Origin of the sequence: Saccharothrix sp. (genome assembly GCF_031180885.1) — a bacterium.
GTDB lineage: Bacteria > Actinomycetota > Actinomycetes > Mycobacteriales > Pseudonocardiaceae > Actinosynnema.
In genome coordinates this window covers 66,254-84,243 of record NZ_JAPSLK010000020.1, presented here as the reverse complement: position 1 = coordinate 84,243, position 17,990 = coordinate 66,254, and the positions used below count along the sequence as shown (strand labels likewise).

Annotated in this window: 17 protein-coding genes; 16 read left to right on the top strand and 1 reads right to left on the bottom strand. The window is 71.2% G+C overall.

The features are described 5' to 3' along the window. The first annotated feature begins 3 nt into the window (after positions 1–3). From RIN75_RS22905 to RIN75_RS22890, 4 genes are read left to right on the top strand one after another with little or no spacing between them, the layout of a single operon-like run. Complete coding sequence (locus RIN75_RS22905; RefSeq protein ID WP_309114050.1) at positions 4–2,859, top strand: helicase-related protein; 2,856 nt, start codon at positions 4–6, stop codon at positions 2,857–2,859. Between the two features lie 5 nt (positions 2,860–2,864). After that, entirely contained in the window at positions 2,865–3,485 is a 621-nt protein-coding gene (locus RIN75_RS22900) for a hypothetical protein (protein WP_309114049.1), read from the top strand. 11 nt (positions 3,486–3,496) lie between these two features. After that, positions 3,497–3,730: a hypothetical protein gene (locus RIN75_RS22895; RefSeq protein WP_309114048.1), complete on the top strand. Its 234-nt coding sequence runs from the start codon at positions 3,497–3,499 to the stop codon at positions 3,728–3,730. A gap of 15 nt (positions 3,731–3,745) precedes the next feature. Then, positions 3,746–4,552, top strand: coding sequence for a hypothetical protein (locus RIN75_RS22890; RefSeq protein WP_309114047.1), 807 nt, complete (start codon positions 3,746–3,748; stop codon positions 4,550–4,552). Positions 4,553–5,427: 875 nt separating this feature from the next. On the opposite strand, the gene RIN75_RS22885 is transcribed toward RIN75_RS22890, so the two are convergent. Further along, complete coding sequence (locus RIN75_RS22885; protein ID WP_309114046.1) at positions 5,428–6,777, bottom strand: hypothetical protein; 1,350 nt, start codon at positions 6,775–6,777, stop codon at positions 5,428–5,430. 303 nt (positions 6,778–7,080) lie between these two features. On the opposite strand from RIN75_RS22885, the gene RIN75_RS22880 reads away from it, so the two are divergent. The 12 genes from RIN75_RS22880 to mutM all read left to right on the top strand — a co-directional run bounded on the left by RIN75_RS22880 (position 7,081) and on the right by mutM (position 17,989). Then, complete coding sequence (locus RIN75_RS22880; protein WP_309114045.1) at positions 7,081–10,458, top strand: pyruvate carboxylase; 3,378 nt, start codon at positions 7,081–7,083, stop codon at positions 10,456–10,458. Between the two features lie 69 nt (positions 10,459–10,527). After that, entirely contained in the window at positions 10,528–11,076 is a 549-nt protein-coding gene (locus RIN75_RS22875) for a hypothetical protein (protein WP_309114044.1), read from the top strand. Between the two features lie 82 nt (positions 11,077–11,158). After that, the gene (locus RIN75_RS22870; RefSeq protein WP_309114043.1) at positions 11,159–12,244 is read left to right on the top strand and encodes an MBL fold metallo-hydrolase; all 1,086 of its coding nucleotides are present in this window, start codon (positions 11,159–11,161) and stop codon (positions 12,242–12,244) included. Then, on the top strand, positions 12,241–12,969 hold the full coding sequence (locus RIN75_RS22865; RefSeq protein ID WP_309114042.1) for an SDR family oxidoreductase: 729 nt from the start codon (positions 12,241–12,243) through the stop codon (positions 12,967–12,969). Before RIN75_RS22870 ends, RIN75_RS22865 begins: the two co-directional genes overlap by 4 nt. Positions 12,970–13,117: 148 nt before the next feature. Continuing rightward, a complete protein-coding gene (gene rsmD, locus RIN75_RS22860) occupies positions 13,118–13,684 on the top strand; it encodes a 16S rRNA (guanine(966)-N(2))-methyltransferase RsmD (RefSeq protein WP_309114041.1) in 567 nt (188 codons plus the stop codon). A gap of 53 nt (positions 13,685–13,737) precedes the next feature. Then, positions 13,738–14,220: a pantetheine-phosphate adenylyltransferase gene (coaD, locus tag RIN75_RS22855; RefSeq protein ID WP_309114040.1), complete on the top strand. Its 483-nt coding sequence runs from the start codon at positions 13,738–13,740 to the stop codon at positions 14,218–14,220. Positions 14,221–14,427: 207 nt separating this feature from the next. Beyond that, on the top strand, positions 14,428–15,156 hold the full coding sequence (locus RIN75_RS22850; protein ID WP_309114039.1) for a DivIVA domain-containing protein: 729 nt from the start codon (positions 14,428–14,430) through the stop codon (positions 15,154–15,156). 126 nt (positions 15,157–15,282) lie between these two features. Beyond that, on the top strand, positions 15,283–15,870 hold the full coding sequence (locus tag RIN75_RS22845; protein WP_309114038.1) for a YceD family protein: 588 nt from the start codon (positions 15,283–15,285) through the stop codon (positions 15,868–15,870). 2 nt (positions 15,871–15,872) lie between these two features. After that, positions 15,873–16,055, top strand: coding sequence for a 50S ribosomal protein L32 (gene rpmF / locus RIN75_RS22840; RefSeq protein ID WP_015104500.1), 183 nt, complete (start codon positions 15,873–15,875; stop codon positions 16,053–16,055). A gap of 29 nt (positions 16,056–16,084) precedes the next feature. Then, positions 16,085–16,888, top strand: coding sequence for a ribonuclease III (gene rnc, locus RIN75_RS22835; protein WP_309114037.1), 804 nt, complete (start codon positions 16,085–16,087; stop codon positions 16,886–16,888). Between the two features lie 5 nt (positions 16,889–16,893). Next, entirely contained in the window at positions 16,894–17,118 is a 225-nt protein-coding gene (locus RIN75_RS22830; RefSeq protein WP_309114036.1) for a hypothetical protein, read from the top strand. Between the two features lie 10 nt (positions 17,119–17,128). Further along, positions 17,129–17,989 (top strand): bifunctional DNA-formamidopyrimidine glycosylase/DNA-(apurinic or apyrimidinic site) lyase, encoded by an 861-nt coding sequence (gene mutM / locus RIN75_RS22825; RefSeq protein ID WP_309114035.1) that lies wholly within the window; start codon positions 17,129–17,131, stop codon positions 17,987–17,989. The last annotated feature ends 1 nt before the right edge of the window (position 17,990 follow it).

The following is a 17,990-nucleotide window of genomic DNA, read 5'->3' as shown; positions in this document are numbered from 1 at the left end:
GCGATGACGACCTTCGACGACAAACTGGTGTCGGTGCTGGGCAAGAAGAGCGCCGACGCGCTGGAGAGCGGGCTCGGCCTGACGACGGTCGGTGAGCTGCTGCGGCACTACCCGCGCCGCTACGACGAGCGCGGCAAGCTCACCGAGATCAAGGGCCTGGAACTGGGCGAGCACGCCACCGTCCAAGCACGCGTGAAGAGCGTTCGGCACCGCAGGATGAAGAGCCGCAACGGGGAACTGCTCGAAGCCGTGATCACCGACGGGTCCTCGGACCTGCACCTGGTGTTCTTCGGGCGCGGGTCGCGGGCCGTCGAGCGGGAGCTGCTGCCGGGGCGCGAGGCCATGTTCGCGGGCAAGGTCGGCATGTTCAACGGCAAGCTCCAGCTCGCCCACCCCGACTACCAGGTGCTCGACGCCGCGTCCGACGACGCGGCGGCGAAGTTCGCGGGTGCGTTCATCCCGGTCTACCCGGCGGCGCAGGGCATCCAGTCCTGGCACGTGTCCAACTGCGTCGAGCAGGTGCTGGCCGTGTGGGAGGGGGTGGACGAGGACCCGCTGCCGGAGCGGCTGCGCGAGTCGCAGGACCTCATCGGGCTGGAGAAGGCGATCCGGTTCGTCCACCGGCCCGAGAGCTGGGCCGAGATCACCCTCGCCCAGCAGCGCCTGAAGTGGGACGAGGCGCTGGCCGTGCAGCTCGCCCTGGCCCAGCGCCGCAAGTCCGCCACCGCCCGGCCCGCGCCCGCGTGCCCGCCCAAGCCCGGCATGGTGCGGGACGCGTTCGACGCGCGGCTGCCGTTCGAGCTCACCAAGGGCCAGCAGGAGGTCGGCGGGGCGATCGCGCGCGACCTGTCCGGCGAGCACCCGATGAACCGGCTGCTCCAGGGCGAGGTCGGCTCCGGCAAGGCCCAGCCGCTGGACGCGCTCGTGCTCACCCCCGAGGGTTTCGTGCCGATGGGGGAGATCGAAGAGGGCGCCGAGGTGATCGCCGCCGACGGCACCACGACGACCGTCACCGGCGTGTTCCCGCAGGGGGAGCGCGAGGTGTACCGGGTGGTGCTGTCGGACGGGAAGTCCGTCGAGTGCGACCTCGACCACCTGTGGCAGCTGCACACCGGCGAGGTCAAGACCCTGCGCGAGCTGCGCGACGACCTCTACGACCTGGACGGCACCCCGAAGTGGCGGCTGCCGATGGTGGTCGCGCCGGACGTCGACTGCGTCGAACTCGCGCCGGTCAAGGAACGCCACGAACTGCTCCAGGGCCTGCTCACCACCGGCGGCCGGTGCGACGGCGTGGACGTGGTGTTCCGCACCGAGTCCGAGAACCTCGCCGAGTACGTCAGCGAGCTGGCCGAGTCGCTGGGCGGCACGGGCAGCATCGCGTTCGGCTACGAGCTGCACGAGGTGACCGTGCGGCTGCCCGAGGAGTTCCCGCCGTTCCGCGACGCCCTGGACCGCACCGCGCCACCCGTCCGGCGCGTCGAGGCGGTCGAGTTCGTCGGCGTGAAACCGGTGCAGTGCATCTCGATCGCGCACCCGTCCCGGCTGTACGTGACCGACCACTTCATCGTCACGCACAACACGATGGTGGCGCTGCGGGCGATGCTCCAGGTCGTCGACGCGGGCCGGCAGGCCGCGATGCTCGCGCCCACCGAGGTGCTGGCCGCGCAGCACGCCCGGTCGCTGAGCGAACTGCTGGGCGACCTCGGGCAGGCGGGCGAGCTGGGCGCGGCCGAGCACGCGACCCGGGTGACCCTGCTGACCGGGTCCATGAACACCGCCCAGCGCAAGAAGGCGCTGCTGGAGATCATGACCGGGGAGGCCGGGATCGTCGTCGGCACGCACGCCCTGATCCAGGACAAGGTCGAGTTCCACGACCTGGGCCTGGTGGTGGTGGACGAGCAGCACCGGTTCGGCGTCGAGCAGCGGGCCGCGCTGAGCGGGCGTGCGAGCGGGTCCACCCCGCACGTGCTGGTGATGACCGCGACCCCGATCCCGCGCACGGTCGCCATGACCGTCTACGGCGACCTGGAGGTCTCGGCGCTGCGCGAGCTGCCCGCCGGCCGGTCGCCGATCAGCACGTCCGTGGTGCCGGTGGCGCAGAAGCCGTCCTGGCTGGACCGGGCGTGGCAGCGCATCCACGAGGAGGTCCGCAAGGGCCACCAGGTGTACGTGGTGTGCCCGCGCATCGGCGACGGGGAGAGCGAGGAGGACACCCCGCCCAAGAAGGACGACTCCGCGGACCGCCGCCCCCCGCTGGCCGTGGTGGACGTGGCGCAGAAGCTGTCCGAAGGGCCGTTGCACGGCCTGCGGATCGACATCCTGCACGGGCGGATGCCCCCGGACGAGAAGGACGCCGTGATGCGGGCCTTCGCGTCCGGCGAGGTGCAGGTGCTGGTCGCCACGACCGTGGTCGAGGTCGGCGTGAACGTGCCGAACGCGACCGTCATGGTGATCATGGACGCCGACCGGTTCGGCGTCAGCCAGCTCCACCAGCTGCGCGGCCGGGTCGGCCGGGGCAGCGCGCCGGGGCTGTGCCTGCTGGTCACGGAGATGCCCGACGGGACCTCGACCATGGAGCGGCTGCGCGCGGTGGAGTCCACACTGGACGGTTTCGAGCTGGCCCAGCTCGACCTGGAGCTGCGGCGCGAGGGCGACATCCTCGGCGCGGCCCAGTCGGGCAAGCGGTCGGGGTTGAAGATGCTCTCGCTGCTGCGCGACGAGGACGTCATCGCGCAGGCGCGGATCGTGGCCACCGAGGTCGTCGACGCCGACCCGGACCTCGTCGCCCACCCGGGCCTGGCCGGCCTCGTGGCCGGGCTGCTGGACGAGGAACGGGCGGAATACCTGGAGAAGGCGTAACGAGGATGCCGGGGGACTACGCCCGAGCGCACGCCGAGGCGCTGGAGTTGTTGCGCGGCCGGCCGGACATGCGCGACCTGGTCGTGCGGTCGATGGTGCCGGGGTGGGTGGCCACGCGGTACCTGTGGTCGATGGAGGCCTCGGGCGCGGTGATGCTGCTGGCCGGGGTGCTGTCGTGGCTGGCCAACCCCGGCCCGTGGTTCCTGCACGCGGTGGACCTGCTGCTGCTGGTGCTGGGCGGGGCCACGCTGGTGCGGGTGTGGCACGAGATCGGGCACCGGCGCGCGGAGGCGATGCGGCTGCGCGAGCACGGTCCCGACGAGTGCGACACCCTGCTGGACTCCGGGGTGGTGTTCCACGCGCGGCCGTGGTGGCGGCGGCTGCTGGGCCTGCTGTTCGACCTGGCGGTGGTCGCGCTGCCGGTGGTGGTGGCGGTGCGGGCGTGGAGCGTGGGTGACGCCGGGCAGAAGCTGTTCGCGGTGCTCGCCGTGGGGTGCGTGCTGCTCGGGTCGGCGCTGATGGTGCACGCGGCGCGCACCGGGTGGCAGTGGCGGCGGGCGTTCCTGTGGGAGTTCGACCTGGACCTGCCGCCGGTGCGCGAGGAGTGGCAGGTCCTGCTGCGCTGAACCGGCGGAAAGTGCCGGCGAAGTGGAATTCCCATTCCGTTCGCACCCTGGTCAAGCTGCTGGGCCGGGAGCAGGTGGCGGCCGAGCGGATCGCGCGACTGGCCAAGGCCCGGGCGCCGCAGTTCATCGGCGGCAGCGGTGACATCGCGCAGCAACTGCTCAGCACCATGCCGATCGCCGGCGCCCGGGAACTGATGATGGCGGCGCTGACAAGAACCCGCCGCGACCGCGCGGTGGAGGAGTAGTAACGTCGGCGCACTGTGCGCCGTCTGCTGCTCGCCCTGATGCCGTTCCTGCTGGTCGCATGCACGTCCGGCGGCGAAACCGCGCCGCCCACGGCGTCGTCGCTGCCCAAGGGCGACCTGGCCGTGCTCGCGGAGAAGATCGACCAACGCCGGTCCGAGCTGAAGACCGCCCGCTTCCACACCGAGGGCTTCGCCTCGGACGGCGCGTCCACCGAGGTCCGCAACGTCGTGGACGGCACCCTGCGCCAGGACCCCGAGGGCGTGACCGGCGCGATGACCATGACCATGACCACCGCCGGCCAGAACCGCAAGATGGACCTGGTGATCGCCCGCGAGGGCATCTACGTCCACGTCGAGGGCGCCCCCATGCCGGCGGGCAAGAAGTGGGGCCTGTACACCTCGGGCAACAACGGCGAGGTGACGGCGTTGCTGCGGGGCTTCGGCCCGGGCGCGACCGTGGGCGCGGAACTGGACTACGTCCAGCCGAGGGCGGCGTTGATCGTGTCGAAGGCCGAGGAGCCCTTGGACGGGGTGGCGGCGACCCGGTACGACCTGGTGGTCGACCCGCTGAAGATGGCGAAGGTCATCAAGGACTCGGACACCCAGTTGCAGCACACGCAGCTGGCGGAGCACGGGGTGACCATCAACGCGGTGGTGTGGGTGGACGGGGCGGGGACGCCGTTGAAGGCGGAGTACCGGTTCGAGCTGGAGGGGAAGGTGGTCAAGCAGTCGACCACCCGGTTCACCGAGTGGGGCGGCAAACTCGACGTCACCCTCCCGCCGGCGTCGGAAACCATTCCGGCGGACCAGCTACCCGGCTAGCCAGCCCACGTTCCCCCGACAACCGGCCTCCGCAACCGCACGGCCAGCCCGCGTTGCCGCACGGCCAGTCCGCCTCGCGATGCGGCCAGCCCGCCTCGCCGCGCGGCTAGTCCGCGTTGCCGTGCGGGCAGTCCGCCGGTGGGGACACAGCTCAACTTGGGCTTCTTGCTTGTGTCATCCCCGTATGGCCCGCCCGAAGGGCTACCACATTTTTGGTCGGGTGCAGCCGAAAATTTTGTGAGGAACGAGCAAAATTTTTAGCGGCATCCGACCAAAAATGTGGTCGGCTTTGCCGGGTCAGCGAGGATGACACAAGCAAGAAGCCCCCGCAGTTGTAGTTGTGTCATCCTTGGCGGCTCGCCCGCCGGCGAGGCTCTTTTAATCTTTGAGATTGCGCTTACGCGCTCAAGTCCACGCTTCGCGGGGCCGAACGCAACGCGCTCCGCGCGGCTGGAGGAGGAACGCGCTTCGCGCTCTTGAACGCCCTTCGCGCTCTTGAACTGCGCTGACGCGCTCTCGAGCCGAACGCGCTGGCGCGCTCGAAAGATCAAAAGCGGCGCTCGCCGCGCGGCAGGCCCCCGGGGGTGGAAGGGCGTCGGTTCGTCCCCCGCACGGCCTGCCGGAGGCAACCACGCTTTGGTCCTTTCCGCAACCGGTAAAGCGTGGTTGCGGAAAGGACCAAAGCGTGGTTGGGCTGCGCCCAGGCCGTACGGGGGACGAACCGAGGCCCTTCCTGTGGCTTGGCAAGCCCGGGCAAAAGCAGCCGCTGCGCGGCAAAAGCAGCCGCTGCGCGGCAAAAGCGAAAGCAGGCGCTGCTCGGCAAAAGCAGGCGCTGTGCGGTGAAAAGCGTTGGGGTCGCTTGTGGCGTGGGGGCGTTAGCTCGGTTTCGGGATGGGCAGCTGCTTGGTCGGCTGCTCGGACTCGGGCGTGTCCTCCGCGGCAGCCTCCTCCTTCGCCGCAGCGCCCTCTGACGCAGTCCCCTCTGCCGCCGCAGCCTCCTCCTCCGCCTCGATGTCGAGGGGCGAAAGGGTGGCTACCGCGTTGAGGACCGCCTCCTGGGCCGCCGTGAACTGCTCGGTCAGCGCCTTGTGCACGGTGTGCAGCTCGGTCAGCTTCCGGTCGGCCGCCGTGATCCGCTGGTCCGCGTGGGCATCCGCCTCACCGCGGGTGCGCTCGGCATAGGAATCCGCCTCGCCGCGGGTGCGTTCGGCATAGGTGTCGGCCTCGCCGCGGGTGCGTTCGGCATAACTGTCCGCTTCCGAGGTCGTCTTCTCGGCCGCGGCCTTGGCCTCCGACAGCGTCTTCTCGGCCGTCGCGTTGGCCTCAGCGACCGCCTTCTCCGCCTTGGCCAGGGCCTCGGACTCCAGGTCGGCGACCTGCTTGGCGGAGTCCGCGCGGAGCTTCTCCGCGTCCGCCCGGGCGGCTTCCAGCAGCTTCGCCGCTTCGGCCTTGGCCTCGACGACGTGCACCTCGTGCTCCTTGCGGAGGGTGGTGCGGAGTTCGTCGTACTCCTTGTCCAGGTCGTCGTGGTAGCCCTTGTACTTGGCGTCCAGGTCGACCCGGCGCTTCTCCAGGTCCTTGGTCTTCTCGTCGAACTCCGCGGCCAGGCGGTCGTGGTCGGCGCGGGTCTGGGCGAGGAGGGCCTCGTGTTCGGCGGTCAGCTTGGCGCGGAGTTCCTCGTGCGAGCGCTCCAGCTCGGCGCGGCGGTCCTCGTGGGCGCGCTCGAGTTCGGCGCGGCGCTCCTGGTACTGCTGCTCCAGCTCGGCCGTGCGCTGCTTGTGGGCCGCCTCCAGTTGCTTGCGGCGTTCCTCGACCTCGCCCATCGCGCGCTGGTGGGCGGCCCGGCCCTCGGCGGCGAAGCGCTCGGCTTCGGCGCGGGTGGCGTTGGCCTGGTCGAGGGCGCCCTTGCGGATGTCGGCGATCTCCTCCTCGGCCAGCGTCATCATCACGCGCACGCGTTCGGTGACGTTCGAGGCGTTGACCGGGCTGTTGGCCAGGTTCCCCAGCTGCGCCTTGACCTTGTCCAGCTCCGCGCGGGTGCTGTTGAGCAGCTTGGTCAGCTCGCCGACCTGGGCCGACGCGGCGTCGCGCGCCCGGTTGGAGTTCTTCAGGTCGAACTCCAGGCGTGTCACGCGCTCGTTGACCTGCCGCTGGTTGTACCCGCGCAGAACGACGTCGAAGTGGGTGCGGGCAGCAGGCTGCCCCGTCCCTTCAGCCCCGGCCATATGCCCAACCCTACCGAGAAGTCGACTCCACCACTCACCCGATGCAGCGAACGCGCTGTAACGGGTCGGTGATCGTGCGCTCACAGTCCACCGCACTTGTCGGCGTCCCGCAGTGTGAGCCGATCGGTCGGGGGCTGCGGGCGGGACGTCCGCACGGGACAATTCCCCGGCCGCGCCCGTGCTTGACCGGACGAGTGAACGATCAGGATGACGTCCGTCACGTGGGATGGAACTCCCGACCAGCGGGAACCTCACGGTAGCGTGCCTTGATTGTCCGCCGAGTGACCTGGGAGGGAACGCCGAATGTTCCGCAAGGTTCTTGTCGCCAACCGCGGCGAGATCGCGATCCGGGCTTTTCGCGCTGCCTACGAGCTGGGTGCCGGCACGGTTGCCGTCTTCCCCCACGAGGACCGCAATTCACTGCACCGGCTGAAGGCCGACGAGTCCTACGAGATCGGTGAACCCGGCCACCCCGTCCGGGCCTACCTCTCCGTCGACGAGATCATCAAGGCCGCCCGCAAGGCGGGCGCCGACGCGGTGTACCCGGGCTACGGCTTCCTGTCGGAGAACCCCGAGCTGGCCAAGGCGTGCGCCGACGCCGGGATCACGTTCGTCGGACCGCCGTCCGAGGTGCTGGAGCTGACCGGCAACAAGGCGCGCGCGATCGCCGCCGCCCGGGAGGCCGGGCTGCCCGTGCTGCGCTCCAGCGAGCCGTCCAGCGACATCGACGCGCTGCTGGAGGCGGCCAAGGAGATCGACTTCCCGGTGTTCGTGAAGGCTGTCGCCGGCGGCGGTGGCCGCGGCATGCGGCGCGTCGAGGACCCGGCCGCGCTGCGCGAGGCCCTGGAGGCCGCGTCCCGCGAGGCCGAGTCGGCGTTCGGCGACCCGACGGTGTTCCTGGAGCAGGCCGTCGTCGAGCCCCGGCACATCGAGGTGCAGATCCTCGCCGACGGCGAGGGCGACGTGATCCACCTGTTCGAGCGGGACTGCTCGGTGCAGCGCCGCCACCAGAAGGTCATCGAGATCGCGCCCGCGCCCAACCTCGACCCCGAGCTGCGCGAGCGCATCTGCAACGACGCCGTCCGGTTCGCCCGCCACATCGGCTACCGCAACGCGGGCACCGTCGAGTTCCTGCTCGACCCGAACGGCAACTACGTCTTCATCGAGATGAACCCGCGCATCCAGGTCGAGCACACGGTGACCGAGGAGGTCACCGACGTCGACCTGGTCCAGTCGCAGATGCGCATCGCCTCCGGCGAGACGCTGGCTGACCTCGGCCTGAGCCAGGACACCGTCCAGCTGCGCGGCGCGGCCCTCCAGTGCCGCATCACCACCGAGGACCCGGCCAACGGGTTCCGCCCCGACACCGGCATGATCAGCGCCTACCGCTCGCCGGGCGGCTCGGGCATCCGGCTCGACGGCGGCACCACCGGCGCGGGCACCGTGGTCAGCGCGCACTTCGACTCGATGCTGGTCAAGCTGTCCTGCCGGGGCCGGACGTTCGCCGCGGCCGTGGCCCGCGCGCGGCGCGCCGTGGCGGAGTTCCGCATCCGCGGTGTGTCCACGAACATCCCGTTCCTCCAGGCGGTGCTGGACGACGAGGACTTCTTCGAGGGCCGGGTCACCACCTCGTTCATCGAGAAGCGCCCGCACCTGCTGACCGCGCGGCACTCCGCCGACCGCGGCACCCGCCTGCTGACCTACCTGGCGGACGTGACGGTCAACAAGCCCAACGGCCCGCGCCCGTCCGCGGTGGACCCGAAGGACAAGCTGCCCGTCGTCGACCTCAACGCCGAACCGCCGGCGGGGTCCAAGCAGAAGCTGACCGAGCTGGGGCCCGAGGGCTTCGCCCGGTGGCTGCGGGAGAGCAAGGCGCTCCAGGTCACCGACACGACGTTCCGCGACGCCCACCAGTCGCTGCTGGCGACCCGCGTGCGCACCAAGGACCTGCTCGCGGTCGCGCCGCACGTGGCGCGCCTGACGCCGCAGCTATTGTCCCTGGAGGCGTGGGGCGGCGCGACCTACGACGTGGCGCTGCGGTTCCTCGCCGAGGACCCGTGGGAGCGGCTGGCGGCGCTGCGCGAGGCCGTCCCGAACATCACCCTCCAGATGCTGCTGCGCGGGCGCAACACCGTCGGCTACACGCCGTACCCGGAGGCCGTGACGACCGCGTTCGTCGAGGAGGCCACCAAGACCGGCATCGACATCTTCCGGATCTTCGACGCTTTGAACGACGTCGAGCAGATGCGGCCGGCGATCGAGGCGGTGCGGGAGACCGGGACGGCGGTCGCCGAAGTGGCCCTGTGCTACACGGCCGACCTGTCCAACCCGGACGAACGGCTCTACACGCTCGACTACTACCTCAAGCTGGCCGAGCAGATCGTCGGCGCGGGCGCGCACGTGCTGGCCGTGAAGGACATGGCGGGCCTCCTCCGCCCGCCCGCCGCGGCCCGGCTGATCGGCGCGCTGCGCAAGGAGTTCGACCTGCCGGTGCACCTGCACACGCACGACACGGCGGGCGGCCAGCTGGCGACCTACCTCGCGGCCATCCAGTCCGGTGTGGACGCGGTGGACGGCGCGGCGGCGTCCATGGCGGGGACGACGTCCCAGCCGCCGCTGTCGGCGATCGTCGCGGCCACCGACCACACCGAGCACGCGACGGGTCTGTCGTTGCAGGCGGTGTGCGACATCGAGCCGTACTGGGAGGCCGTGCGCAAGGTGTACGCGCCGTTCGAGTCCGGCATCCCCGGCCCGACCGGTCGCGTGTACCACCACGAGATCCCCGGCGGTCAGCTGTCGAACCTGCGCACCCAGGCGGTCGCGCTCGGTCTCGGGCAGAAGTTCGAGGAGATCGAGGCCATGTACGCGGCGGCGGACCGGATGCTCGGTCGCCTGGTGAAGGTGACGCCGTCGTCCAAGGTGGTCGGTGACCTGGCGCTGCACCTGGTGGGCGCGGGCGTCTCCCCGAAGGACTTCGAGGCGGACCCGGGCCGGTTCGACATCCCGGCGTCGGTCGTCGGCTTCCTGTCCGGCGAGCTGGGCGACCCGCCCGGCGGCTGGCCGGAGCCGTTCCGCAGCAAGGCCTTGCAGGGCCGCGCGGCTCCCAAGGGCGTGGCTTCGCTGACCCCGGAGGACGAGGAGGGCCTGGCCACGGACCGCCGCAACACCCTGAACCGGTTGCTGTTCCCGGCGCCGACCAAGGAGTTCCGGGCCCACCGGGATGCGTTCGGCGACACGAGCGTGTTGACCAGCAAGGACTTCTTCTACGGCTTGCGGCCGGGGGAGGAGTACCAGGTCGACCTGGAGCCGGGTGTGCGGCTGCTGATCGGCCTGGAGGCCATCGGCGAGGCCGACGAGCGCGGCATGCGGACGGTCATGGCGACCCTGAACGGCCAACTCCGGCCGATCCAGGTCCGGGACCGGTCGATCGCGGCGGAGATCCCGGCGGCGGAGAAGGCCGACCGCGCGGATCCGGACCACGTGGCCGCGCCGTTCGCCGGGGTCGTCACGCCGTCGGTGGCGGAGGGCGACTCGGTGGAGGCCGGTCAGACGGTGGCGACCATCGAGGCCATGAAGATGGAGGCCGCTATCACCGCGCCGAAGGCTGGTCGCGTGAAGCGGCTGGCTGTGGGCGGGGTGCAGCAGGTCGAGGGTGGCGATCTGTTGATCGTGCTGGAGTGAGTGCCGGAGTTCGAGCGGGCCGGGCATCCTCGCGGGGTGCCCGGCCCGTTTTGTGGTTCGGGAGGGGACGTGGGGGAGATCAGGCGCAGTGCGCTGATCAACTACTTCGCGGCCGTGATGTGCGCGTTGTTCGCGGGTGGGGTGCCGGCGGCCGAGTTGGTGGTGTTGCCGGGGTGGGTGCCGGCGTGGGCGGTGTCGTTGGTGGTGGCGTTGCCGCTGGTGGAGCTGATGTGGCGGTCGGGGTTGCGGCCTCGGTTGGTGTGGAACGACGGCGGGGTGCTGGTCGTGCGGTCGTTGACGGCGTCGGTGTACCGGTGGAGCGCGATCGCCCGCGTGGAGGAGGAGTTCAACCGGCTGCACCTCGTGTTCGCCGGGGGTGGGGAGGAGGTGTGGGAGTTCGACCAGCTTTGGCTGTGGTCGAAGCTGTCTCCCTCCTACGCCGCGCGGCGCGGGCGCAACGAGGCCCTGCTGACGGCCGCGCTGGAACGGGGGAGGGCCGTGGGTGAGGTGGTGCGCCCGCCGGAGCGGCTGCCGCGCCGGCCGGTCGCCTTGTACGTCTTGGTCGTTCTCGCGGCGGTGCTGGGCCAGGTCCTGGTGTCGGTGGTTGACCGTCCGTGATCTCGACCGGAGGTGACGGGGGTCTCGGGTTGGCGGCGTCCGGTGGGGGAACCCGGTCGGGCGTCTTGGCGTTGGAGGAGCCATGAAGAAGGTCACCGCAGCGCTGCTCGGGTTGGCGGCCGGCGCGGTCGTGTGGGGGTTGCGGGACGTGCCGGGGGCCTTGGGTGGGCGGCCCGGTGGGGAGCGGGTGTGGCGGTCGCCGCGGTACTGGGACGGGAAGTTCCACAACGCCGTGCGGACGCGGACCATGCCGGCTGGCAGTGCCGGGGACACCGCGCGTGAGCTGGTTTTCGGTGGGCAGCAACGGCATCCCGTCGGGGACGTGCCGCTGGTGCCCGCCCCGCACGACGTGGCGACCGAAGGGCTCCACCTCACCTGGTACGGCCACGCGTCCACCCTGGTCGAGATCGACGGCGCCCGCATCCTGCTCGATCCCGTGTGGAGCGACCGGTGCTCGCCGTCCCGCCTCGTGGGCCCGAAGCGGCTGCACGCGGTGCCGCACACGTTGGCCGAGGTCGGGCCGGTGGACGCGGTCGTCATCTCGCACGACCACTACGACCACCTCGACCAGGCCACCGTCCGGGACCTGACCGCCACCACGCACGCCGTCTTCGTGGTGCCGCTGGGCATCGGGGCGCACCTGCGCCGCTGGAAGGTGCCCGGGTCGCGGATCGTCGAGCTGGACTGGGACGAGTCCCACGAGGTCGCCGGCGTCCGGCTGGTCGCCTCGCCCGCCCAGCACTTCTCCGGCCGCGGCTTCCGGCGCGACAACACGCTGTGGGCGTCCTGGGTCATCCTCGGCCCCGAGCACCGCGTGTACTACAGCGGTGACACCGGGTACTTCGACGGCTACAAGCGCATCGGCGACAAGTACGGCCCGTTCGACGCCTCGCTGATCCAGATCGGCGCGTACGGGCCGGGCTGGCCGGACATCCACATGACGCCCGAGGAGGGTGTGGCCGCGCACCGGGACGTCCGGGGCGGACTGCTGGTGCCGGTGCACTGGGCGACGTTCAACCTGGCCTTCCACGACTGGTCCGAACCCGTCGACCGGGTGTGGCGGGAGGCCAAGGCGTGGGAAATCCCGCTCGCCGTCCCGCGACCCGGTGAAAGGATCGACGTGGACGATCCCCCGCAGGTCGACGGATGGTGGCAGGCACTGGCATGAGCACGGACACGGGCACGGACAGCGGCAAGGGCGCTCGGACGGCGGTGGTGACCGGTGGTGGCACCGGTATCGGGCGGGCCATCGCGGCGGAACTGGTGGCGCGTGGGCTGGAAGTGGTGATCACAGGTCGGCGGGAGGACGTGCTCCGGGCCGCGGCGGCGGAGATCGGTGCGCGGGCGGTGGCGTTCGACGCGGCCGACCCGGCGCAGGTGGACGCCGCGCTGGCCGACCTGCCGTCCACTGTGGACGTGCTGGTGAACAACGCCGGCGGGCTCACGGGTGGCGACGACCTGCGCGGCCAGTGGCTCGCGGCCTACGAGTCGAACGTCGTCACGGCCGTCCTGGTCACCACCGCGCTGGAACCCCGGCTCGCCGAGCAGGCCCGCGTGGTGACCATCGGCTCCATCGCGGGCCGGCGCGGCGGTGGCAGCTACGGCGCGGCCAAGGCGGCGGTCGAGGCGTGGACCGCGGAGCTGGCGTTCAAGCTGGGCGGGCGGGGCATCACGGCCAACGTGGTGTCGCCGGGCTTCATCGAGGACACCGAGTTCTTCGGCGGCGGGATGACCGACCAGCGCCGCCGGACGCTCATCTCCCAGACCGCGAACGGCCGCGCCGGGACACCGGCGGACGTGGCCGCGACCGTGGCGTTCCTCACCTCGCCGGAGGCGGGCCACATCACCGGCCAGGTCATCCCGGTCAACGGCGGCGCCCACCTGGGACGATGACCCCGCGAGGCCGCCGTCGGCTTGTCGCGCCGCGTTTCCCGACGATCATGTTTTTCGGTCGGCGGGAAACGCGGCGCGATGAGCCGACCCTCGGGGCGGCCTCGCCGCCGCGACGGAGTCGCGCCATCCAACACTGCACAATCACCCCATGACCAGGATCGTGGCGGGCGTGGCCGGGGGTCGGCGCCTGCAGGTGCCGCCGAAAGGCACGCGTCCCACCTCCGACCGGGTGCGGGAGGCGTTGTTCAGCTCGCTCGAAGCGCTCGTCGACCTCGACGGCGTCCGCGTCCTCGACCTCTACGCGGGCAGCGGGGCGCTGGGGTTCGAGGCGCTGTCCCGGGGTGCGGCGCACGCCACGTTCGTCGAGTCGGACAAGCGGGCTGCCGAAGTGTTGAAGGCGAACGCCAAGACCATCGGGCTGCCGGGCGCCACCGTCGTCAACCGGACCGCGCTGGCCGCCCTCGCGAGCCCGCCCGAGGCCCCGTGCGACGTCGTCTTCGCCGATCCGCCCTACGACGTGACCGACGCCCAACTGGCCGAGGTCCTCGCCGCGCTGGTCGCGCACGGGTGGACCGCGCCCGGCTCGGTGATCGTCGTCGAACGGTCCGCGCGGACTCCTGAACCGATCTGGCCACCCGCGCTGGAATCCTTGCGCAGCAAGCGATACGGCGACACCGCGCTGTACTGGGCGGAGCACGCCGGCCCGCACGGGTGATGCGGACCACGACCGGACTGGACGCATCCGATCGGGTGCTACCGTCCGAAACCATGACGCGTGCCGTGTGCCCCGGCTCCTACGACCCGGCCACCAACGGACACCTGGACATCATCGGCAGAGCGGCGAAGCTCTTCGACGAGGTCGTCGTCGCCGTGCTCATCAACAAGAACAAGAAGACCCTGTTCTCGGTGGAAGAGCGCACGGACATGCTCCGCGAGGTGACCGCCCAGTGGCCCAACGTGCGGGTCGACTCGTGGCACGGCCTGCTGGTCGACTACTGCCGGGAGAACGACATCAAGGCCATCGTCAAGGGCCTGCGCGCGGTCAGCGACTACGACTACGAGTTGCAGATGGCCCAGATGAACCACCAGCTCACCGGGGTCGAGACGCTGTTCATGCCGACCAACCCCATCTACAGCTTCCTGGCCAGCTCCCTGGTGAAGGACGTGGCGACCTACGGCGGCGACGTGTCCACCCTGCTGCCCCCGTCGATCATGGCCCGCCTGACCCAGCGCCTCGCCGAGCGGCGATAAGCCGATAAGCACACAACTCCCAGTAGCCGGATATTCACACGATGTGGTGATCCGGCCACTCGCATGAGTGACGTCACACCGGTCTGACCTGAGCCCATCTGAAAGCTTGATCACCCTCGCCAACACGCCACCCCGATCTCCCCGCGTGTCGTGATCGGGCAGGGCACACTAGGACGGGTACCGCAGTGTGGGCGTGGGGAGTGTGCCGTGTACCGGGTGTTCGAGGCCCTCGACGAGCTGGTCACGATCGTCGAGGAAGCGCGTGGCGTGCCGATGACCTCCGGGTGCGTCGTCCCGCGCGGTGACGTGCTCGAACTGCTCGACGACGTCCGCGACGCCATCCCGGCCGAGCTGGACGACGCGCAGGACGTCCTCGACCACCGCGACGAGCTGGTCGGCAAGGCCCAGCACGAGCTGGAGGCCGCCACCAGCAAGGCCCGCGCCGAGGCCGAGCGGATCGTCGCCGAGGCCCAGCACGAGGCCGAGCGGATGCTGTCCGAGGCCCGGTCGCGCGCCGAGCGGATGGTCGCCGAGGCGGAGGACCAGGCGCAGCGCACGGTCACCGCGGGCCGCCAGGAGTACGAGGACCTGGTCGGGCGCGCCCACGCCGAGGCCGACCGCATGGTGCAGGCCGGCCGCGCCAACTACGAGCGCGCCATCGAGGAGGGCCGCGCCGAGCAGGCCCGCCTGGTCGACGCCACCGAGGTGGTGCAGGCCTCGCACGCCGAGTCCGCGCGCATCCTGGAGGCCGCCCAGGCGGAGGCCATCCGGCTGCGCAACGAGTGCGACGCCTACGTGGACGGCAAGCTCGCCGACTTCGAGGACCTGCTCGCGCACACCCTGCGCAGCGTCGGCAAGGGCCGCTCGCACCTGCGCGGCCCGGCGGTCAACGCCGCCGCCGCGCCGTTCGACTACCACGAGTCGGCCGCCCGCTGACCGCCGGCCCATCGGGCGGTCACCGTCCGCGCAAGCCCCTGAGCACCCGATTTCACGTCCCGGCCGGTTGTCCCGTACCCTTGACCGGCTGGCCGTGGTAAGTCACCCGTCGGCAAAACCAACATCATGTCTGAGCACCGTCACGCCTCCGCGCGTCCCGCAGCCACCGGGCCCTGGGTCATCGACACCAGGGACCTCGGGCGTCGTGCGGGCTCTTCACGCGCGGTGACCCGGTCGGTGCCCGCCGGGGGAATGGGCCTCGAAGGCGTGATCGCGGTGCCGAAGGGTGGCGTCGTCGACCTGGACCTCCTCCTGGAGTCCGTGGTGGAGGGCGTCCTGGTGACGGGCACGGCCTCGACGGTGGTCGAAGGGGAGTGCTCGCGCTGCCTGGAACCGCTGTCGGCGAAGGTCGAAGTGGGGCTCACGGAGCTGTACGCCTATCCGGACAGCACCACCGACGAGACCACCGAGGAGGACGAGGTCAGTCGGTTGCACGACGACCTGGTCGACCTCGAGCCTGTGGTGAACGACGCCATCGTGCTGTCGCTGCCGCAGGTGCCGCTGTGCTCGCCGGACTGCCCGGGGCTGTGCGTCGACTGCGGTGGCAAGCTGGCTGAGCTCGGCCCCGACCACGGGCATGAGACGATTGACCCCCGGTGGGCCGCTCTGCGCGAGCGGTTCGACGGGAATCGTGACAATCCAGAGGAGAACTAGTCGTGGCCGTCCCGAAGCGGAAGATGTCGCGCTCGAACACGCGCTCGCGCCGCGCTCAGTGGAAGACCGCTGCCGTGCACCTGGTGGCCTGCTCGAACCGGGCCTGCCGCCAGCCGAAGCCGCAGCACGTCGCCTGCCCGGCCTGCGGCCAGTACGACGGCCGCCAGGTCGTCCAGCCGGCCTGACCTCCTCCAGCGAAGAGAAGCGGCGCACAGTGGGGGGCAGGTCGTCGCGCGGTCGGTCCGCCGACCGCGCCCCGTTGCTCGAAGCGCTCGGCGTCCCCTTGGACGCCGAGCTGCTGACGCTCGCACTGACACACCGGTCGTACGCGTACGAGAACGGCGGTCTGCCGCCGAACGAGCGACTGGAGTTCCTCGGCGACGCGGTGCTCGGCCTCGTCGTCACCGACCACCTCTACCAGACCCACCCGGAACTGCCGGAGGGCCAGCTCGCCAAGCTGCGCGCCAGCGTGGTGAACATGCACGCGCTGGCCGGTGTGGCCCGCGGCCTGGGTGACGACGGTCTGGGCGGGCACCTGCTGCTCGGTCGCGGCGAGGAGCTGACCGGCGGCAGGGACAAGGCGAGCATCCTCGCGGACGGCCTGGAGGCCGTCATCGGCGCGGTGTACCTGCAGTTCGGCATCGACACCGCGCGTCAACTGGTCCACCGCCTGTTCGACCCGCTGCTCGCGGAGGCGCCGCTGCGCGGCGCGGGCCTGGACTGGAAGACCAGCCTGCAGGAGCTGACGGCTTCGGCCGGGCTCGGCGTCCCCGAGTACCGCGTGGACGACCAGGGTCCCGACCACCGCAAGGAGTTCACCGCCACGGTGCTCGTGGGTGGGCAGTCCCACGGCGCCGGCGACGGGCGCACCAAGAAGGAAGCCGAGCAGAAGGCGGCCGAGGCCGCCTACCGCGTGCTGTCGGAACGGGTCCGCGCGGAGCAGGAGACCGCCGCGGCCGGCAACGGGCACGCCCAGAACTCGGCGACACCGCAGACTTCACAAACCAAGGAAGACTGACGCCGATGTATGCCACGAACGTCCGGACGACCCGGCGCGTGCGCGACCGCCGCCCCTCCCGACCGTTGAACGCCACCCGCAGCGGCGGCATCCAGGGCTTGGTCCTGGTCCGCGACACCGCGCAGGCGGGTGGCTGGGTCCTCAAGCCGACCAAGCCGCAGGCCGCCGCCTACGAGCTGCTCGAAGAGCTGGAGCAGGCTTCCGAAGAGACCGCCGAGAACGAGGACTGACCACCCGCACGTGCCCGAGCTGCCCGAGGTAGAAGTAGTCCGCCGAGGCCTGCACGAGCACGTCGCCGGTCGGACCGTCGCCTCCGTCGAGGTCCTGCACCCCCGTGCGATCCGCCGACACCTACCAGGTGCGGCGGATTTCGCGCATCGGTTGACCGGTCGGACCATGGTCCAGGCCCGCCGGCGGGGCAAGTACCTGTGGGTGGACCTGTCCGACGGGGACGCGCTGCTCGCGCACCTCGGGATGAGCGGCCAGATGCTGGTGCAGCCGGTCGGGGCGCCGGACGAGAAGCACCTGCGGGTGCGGGTCCGGTTCGCCGACGAAGGTCCCGAGCTGCGGTTCGTGGACCAGCGGACGTTCGGCGGGCTCGCGCTGGCCGAACTGGTCGACGTGGACGGCACCGCCCTGCCGGAGCCGGTCGCGCACATCGCGCGCGACCCGATGGACCCGGCGTTCGACCTGGTGGCGGCGGTGGCGGCGCTGCGGCGGCGGCGGACCGAGGTGAAGCGCGCGCTGCTGGACCAGACGCTGGTGTCCGGTGTGGGCAACATCTACGCGGACGAGGCGCTGTGGCGGTCCAAGCTGCACGGTCTGCGGCCGACGGAGAAGCTGACGCGGGCGAAAGCGGTGGAGCTGCTCACCCACGCGGCCGAGGTGATGCACGAGGCGCTGGGCGAGGGCGGGACTTCTTTCGACGCGCTGTACGTGAACGTGAACGGCCAATCCGGCTACTTCGACCGTTCGCTCAACGTTTACGGGCAGGAGAACCGGCCGTGCCGCCGGTGTGGCACGGCCGTGGTGCGGGAACCGTTCATGAACCGGTCGTCCTACTCGTGCCCGCGCTGCCAGCCGAGGCCGCGCGGTCTGTGAC

Coding starts and splice junctions, on each gene's coding strand:
- RIN75_RS22900 (WP_309114049.1), top strand. CDS start 2,865: ATGCCGGGGGACTACGCCCGAGCGCACGCCGAGGCGCTGGAGTTGTTG.
- RIN75_RS22830 (WP_309114036.1), top strand. CDS start 16,894: ATGTATGCCACGAACGTCCGGACGACCCGGCGCGTGCGCGACCGCCGC.
- RIN75_RS22865 (WP_309114042.1), top strand. CDS start 12,241: ATGAGCACGGACACGGGCACGGACAGCGGCAAGGGCGCTCGGACGGCG.
- RIN75_RS22845 (WP_309114038.1), top strand. CDS start 15,283: ATGTCTGAGCACCGTCACGCCTCCGCGCGTCCCGCAGCCACCGGGCCC.
- RIN75_RS22905 (WP_309114050.1), top strand. CDS start 4: ATGACGACCTTCGACGACAAACTGGTGTCGGTGCTGGGCAAGAAGAGC.
- RIN75_RS22885 (WP_309114046.1), bottom strand. CDS start 6,777: ATGGCCGGGGCTGAAGGGACGGGGCAGCCTGCTGCCCGCACCCACTTC.
- rsmD (WP_309114041.1), top strand. CDS start 13,118: ATGACCAGGATCGTGGCGGGCGTGGCCGGGGGTCGGCGCCTGCAGGTG.
- RIN75_RS22870 (WP_309114043.1), top strand. CDS start 11,159: ATGAAGAAGGTCACCGCAGCGCTGCTCGGGTTGGCGGCCGGCGCGGTC.
- coaD (WP_309114040.1), top strand. CDS start 13,738: ATGACGCGTGCCGTGTGCCCCGGCTCCTACGACCCGGCCACCAACGGA.
- RIN75_RS22880 (WP_309114045.1), top strand. CDS start 7,081: ATGTTCCGCAAGGTTCTTGTCGCCAACCGCGGCGAGATCGCGATCCGG.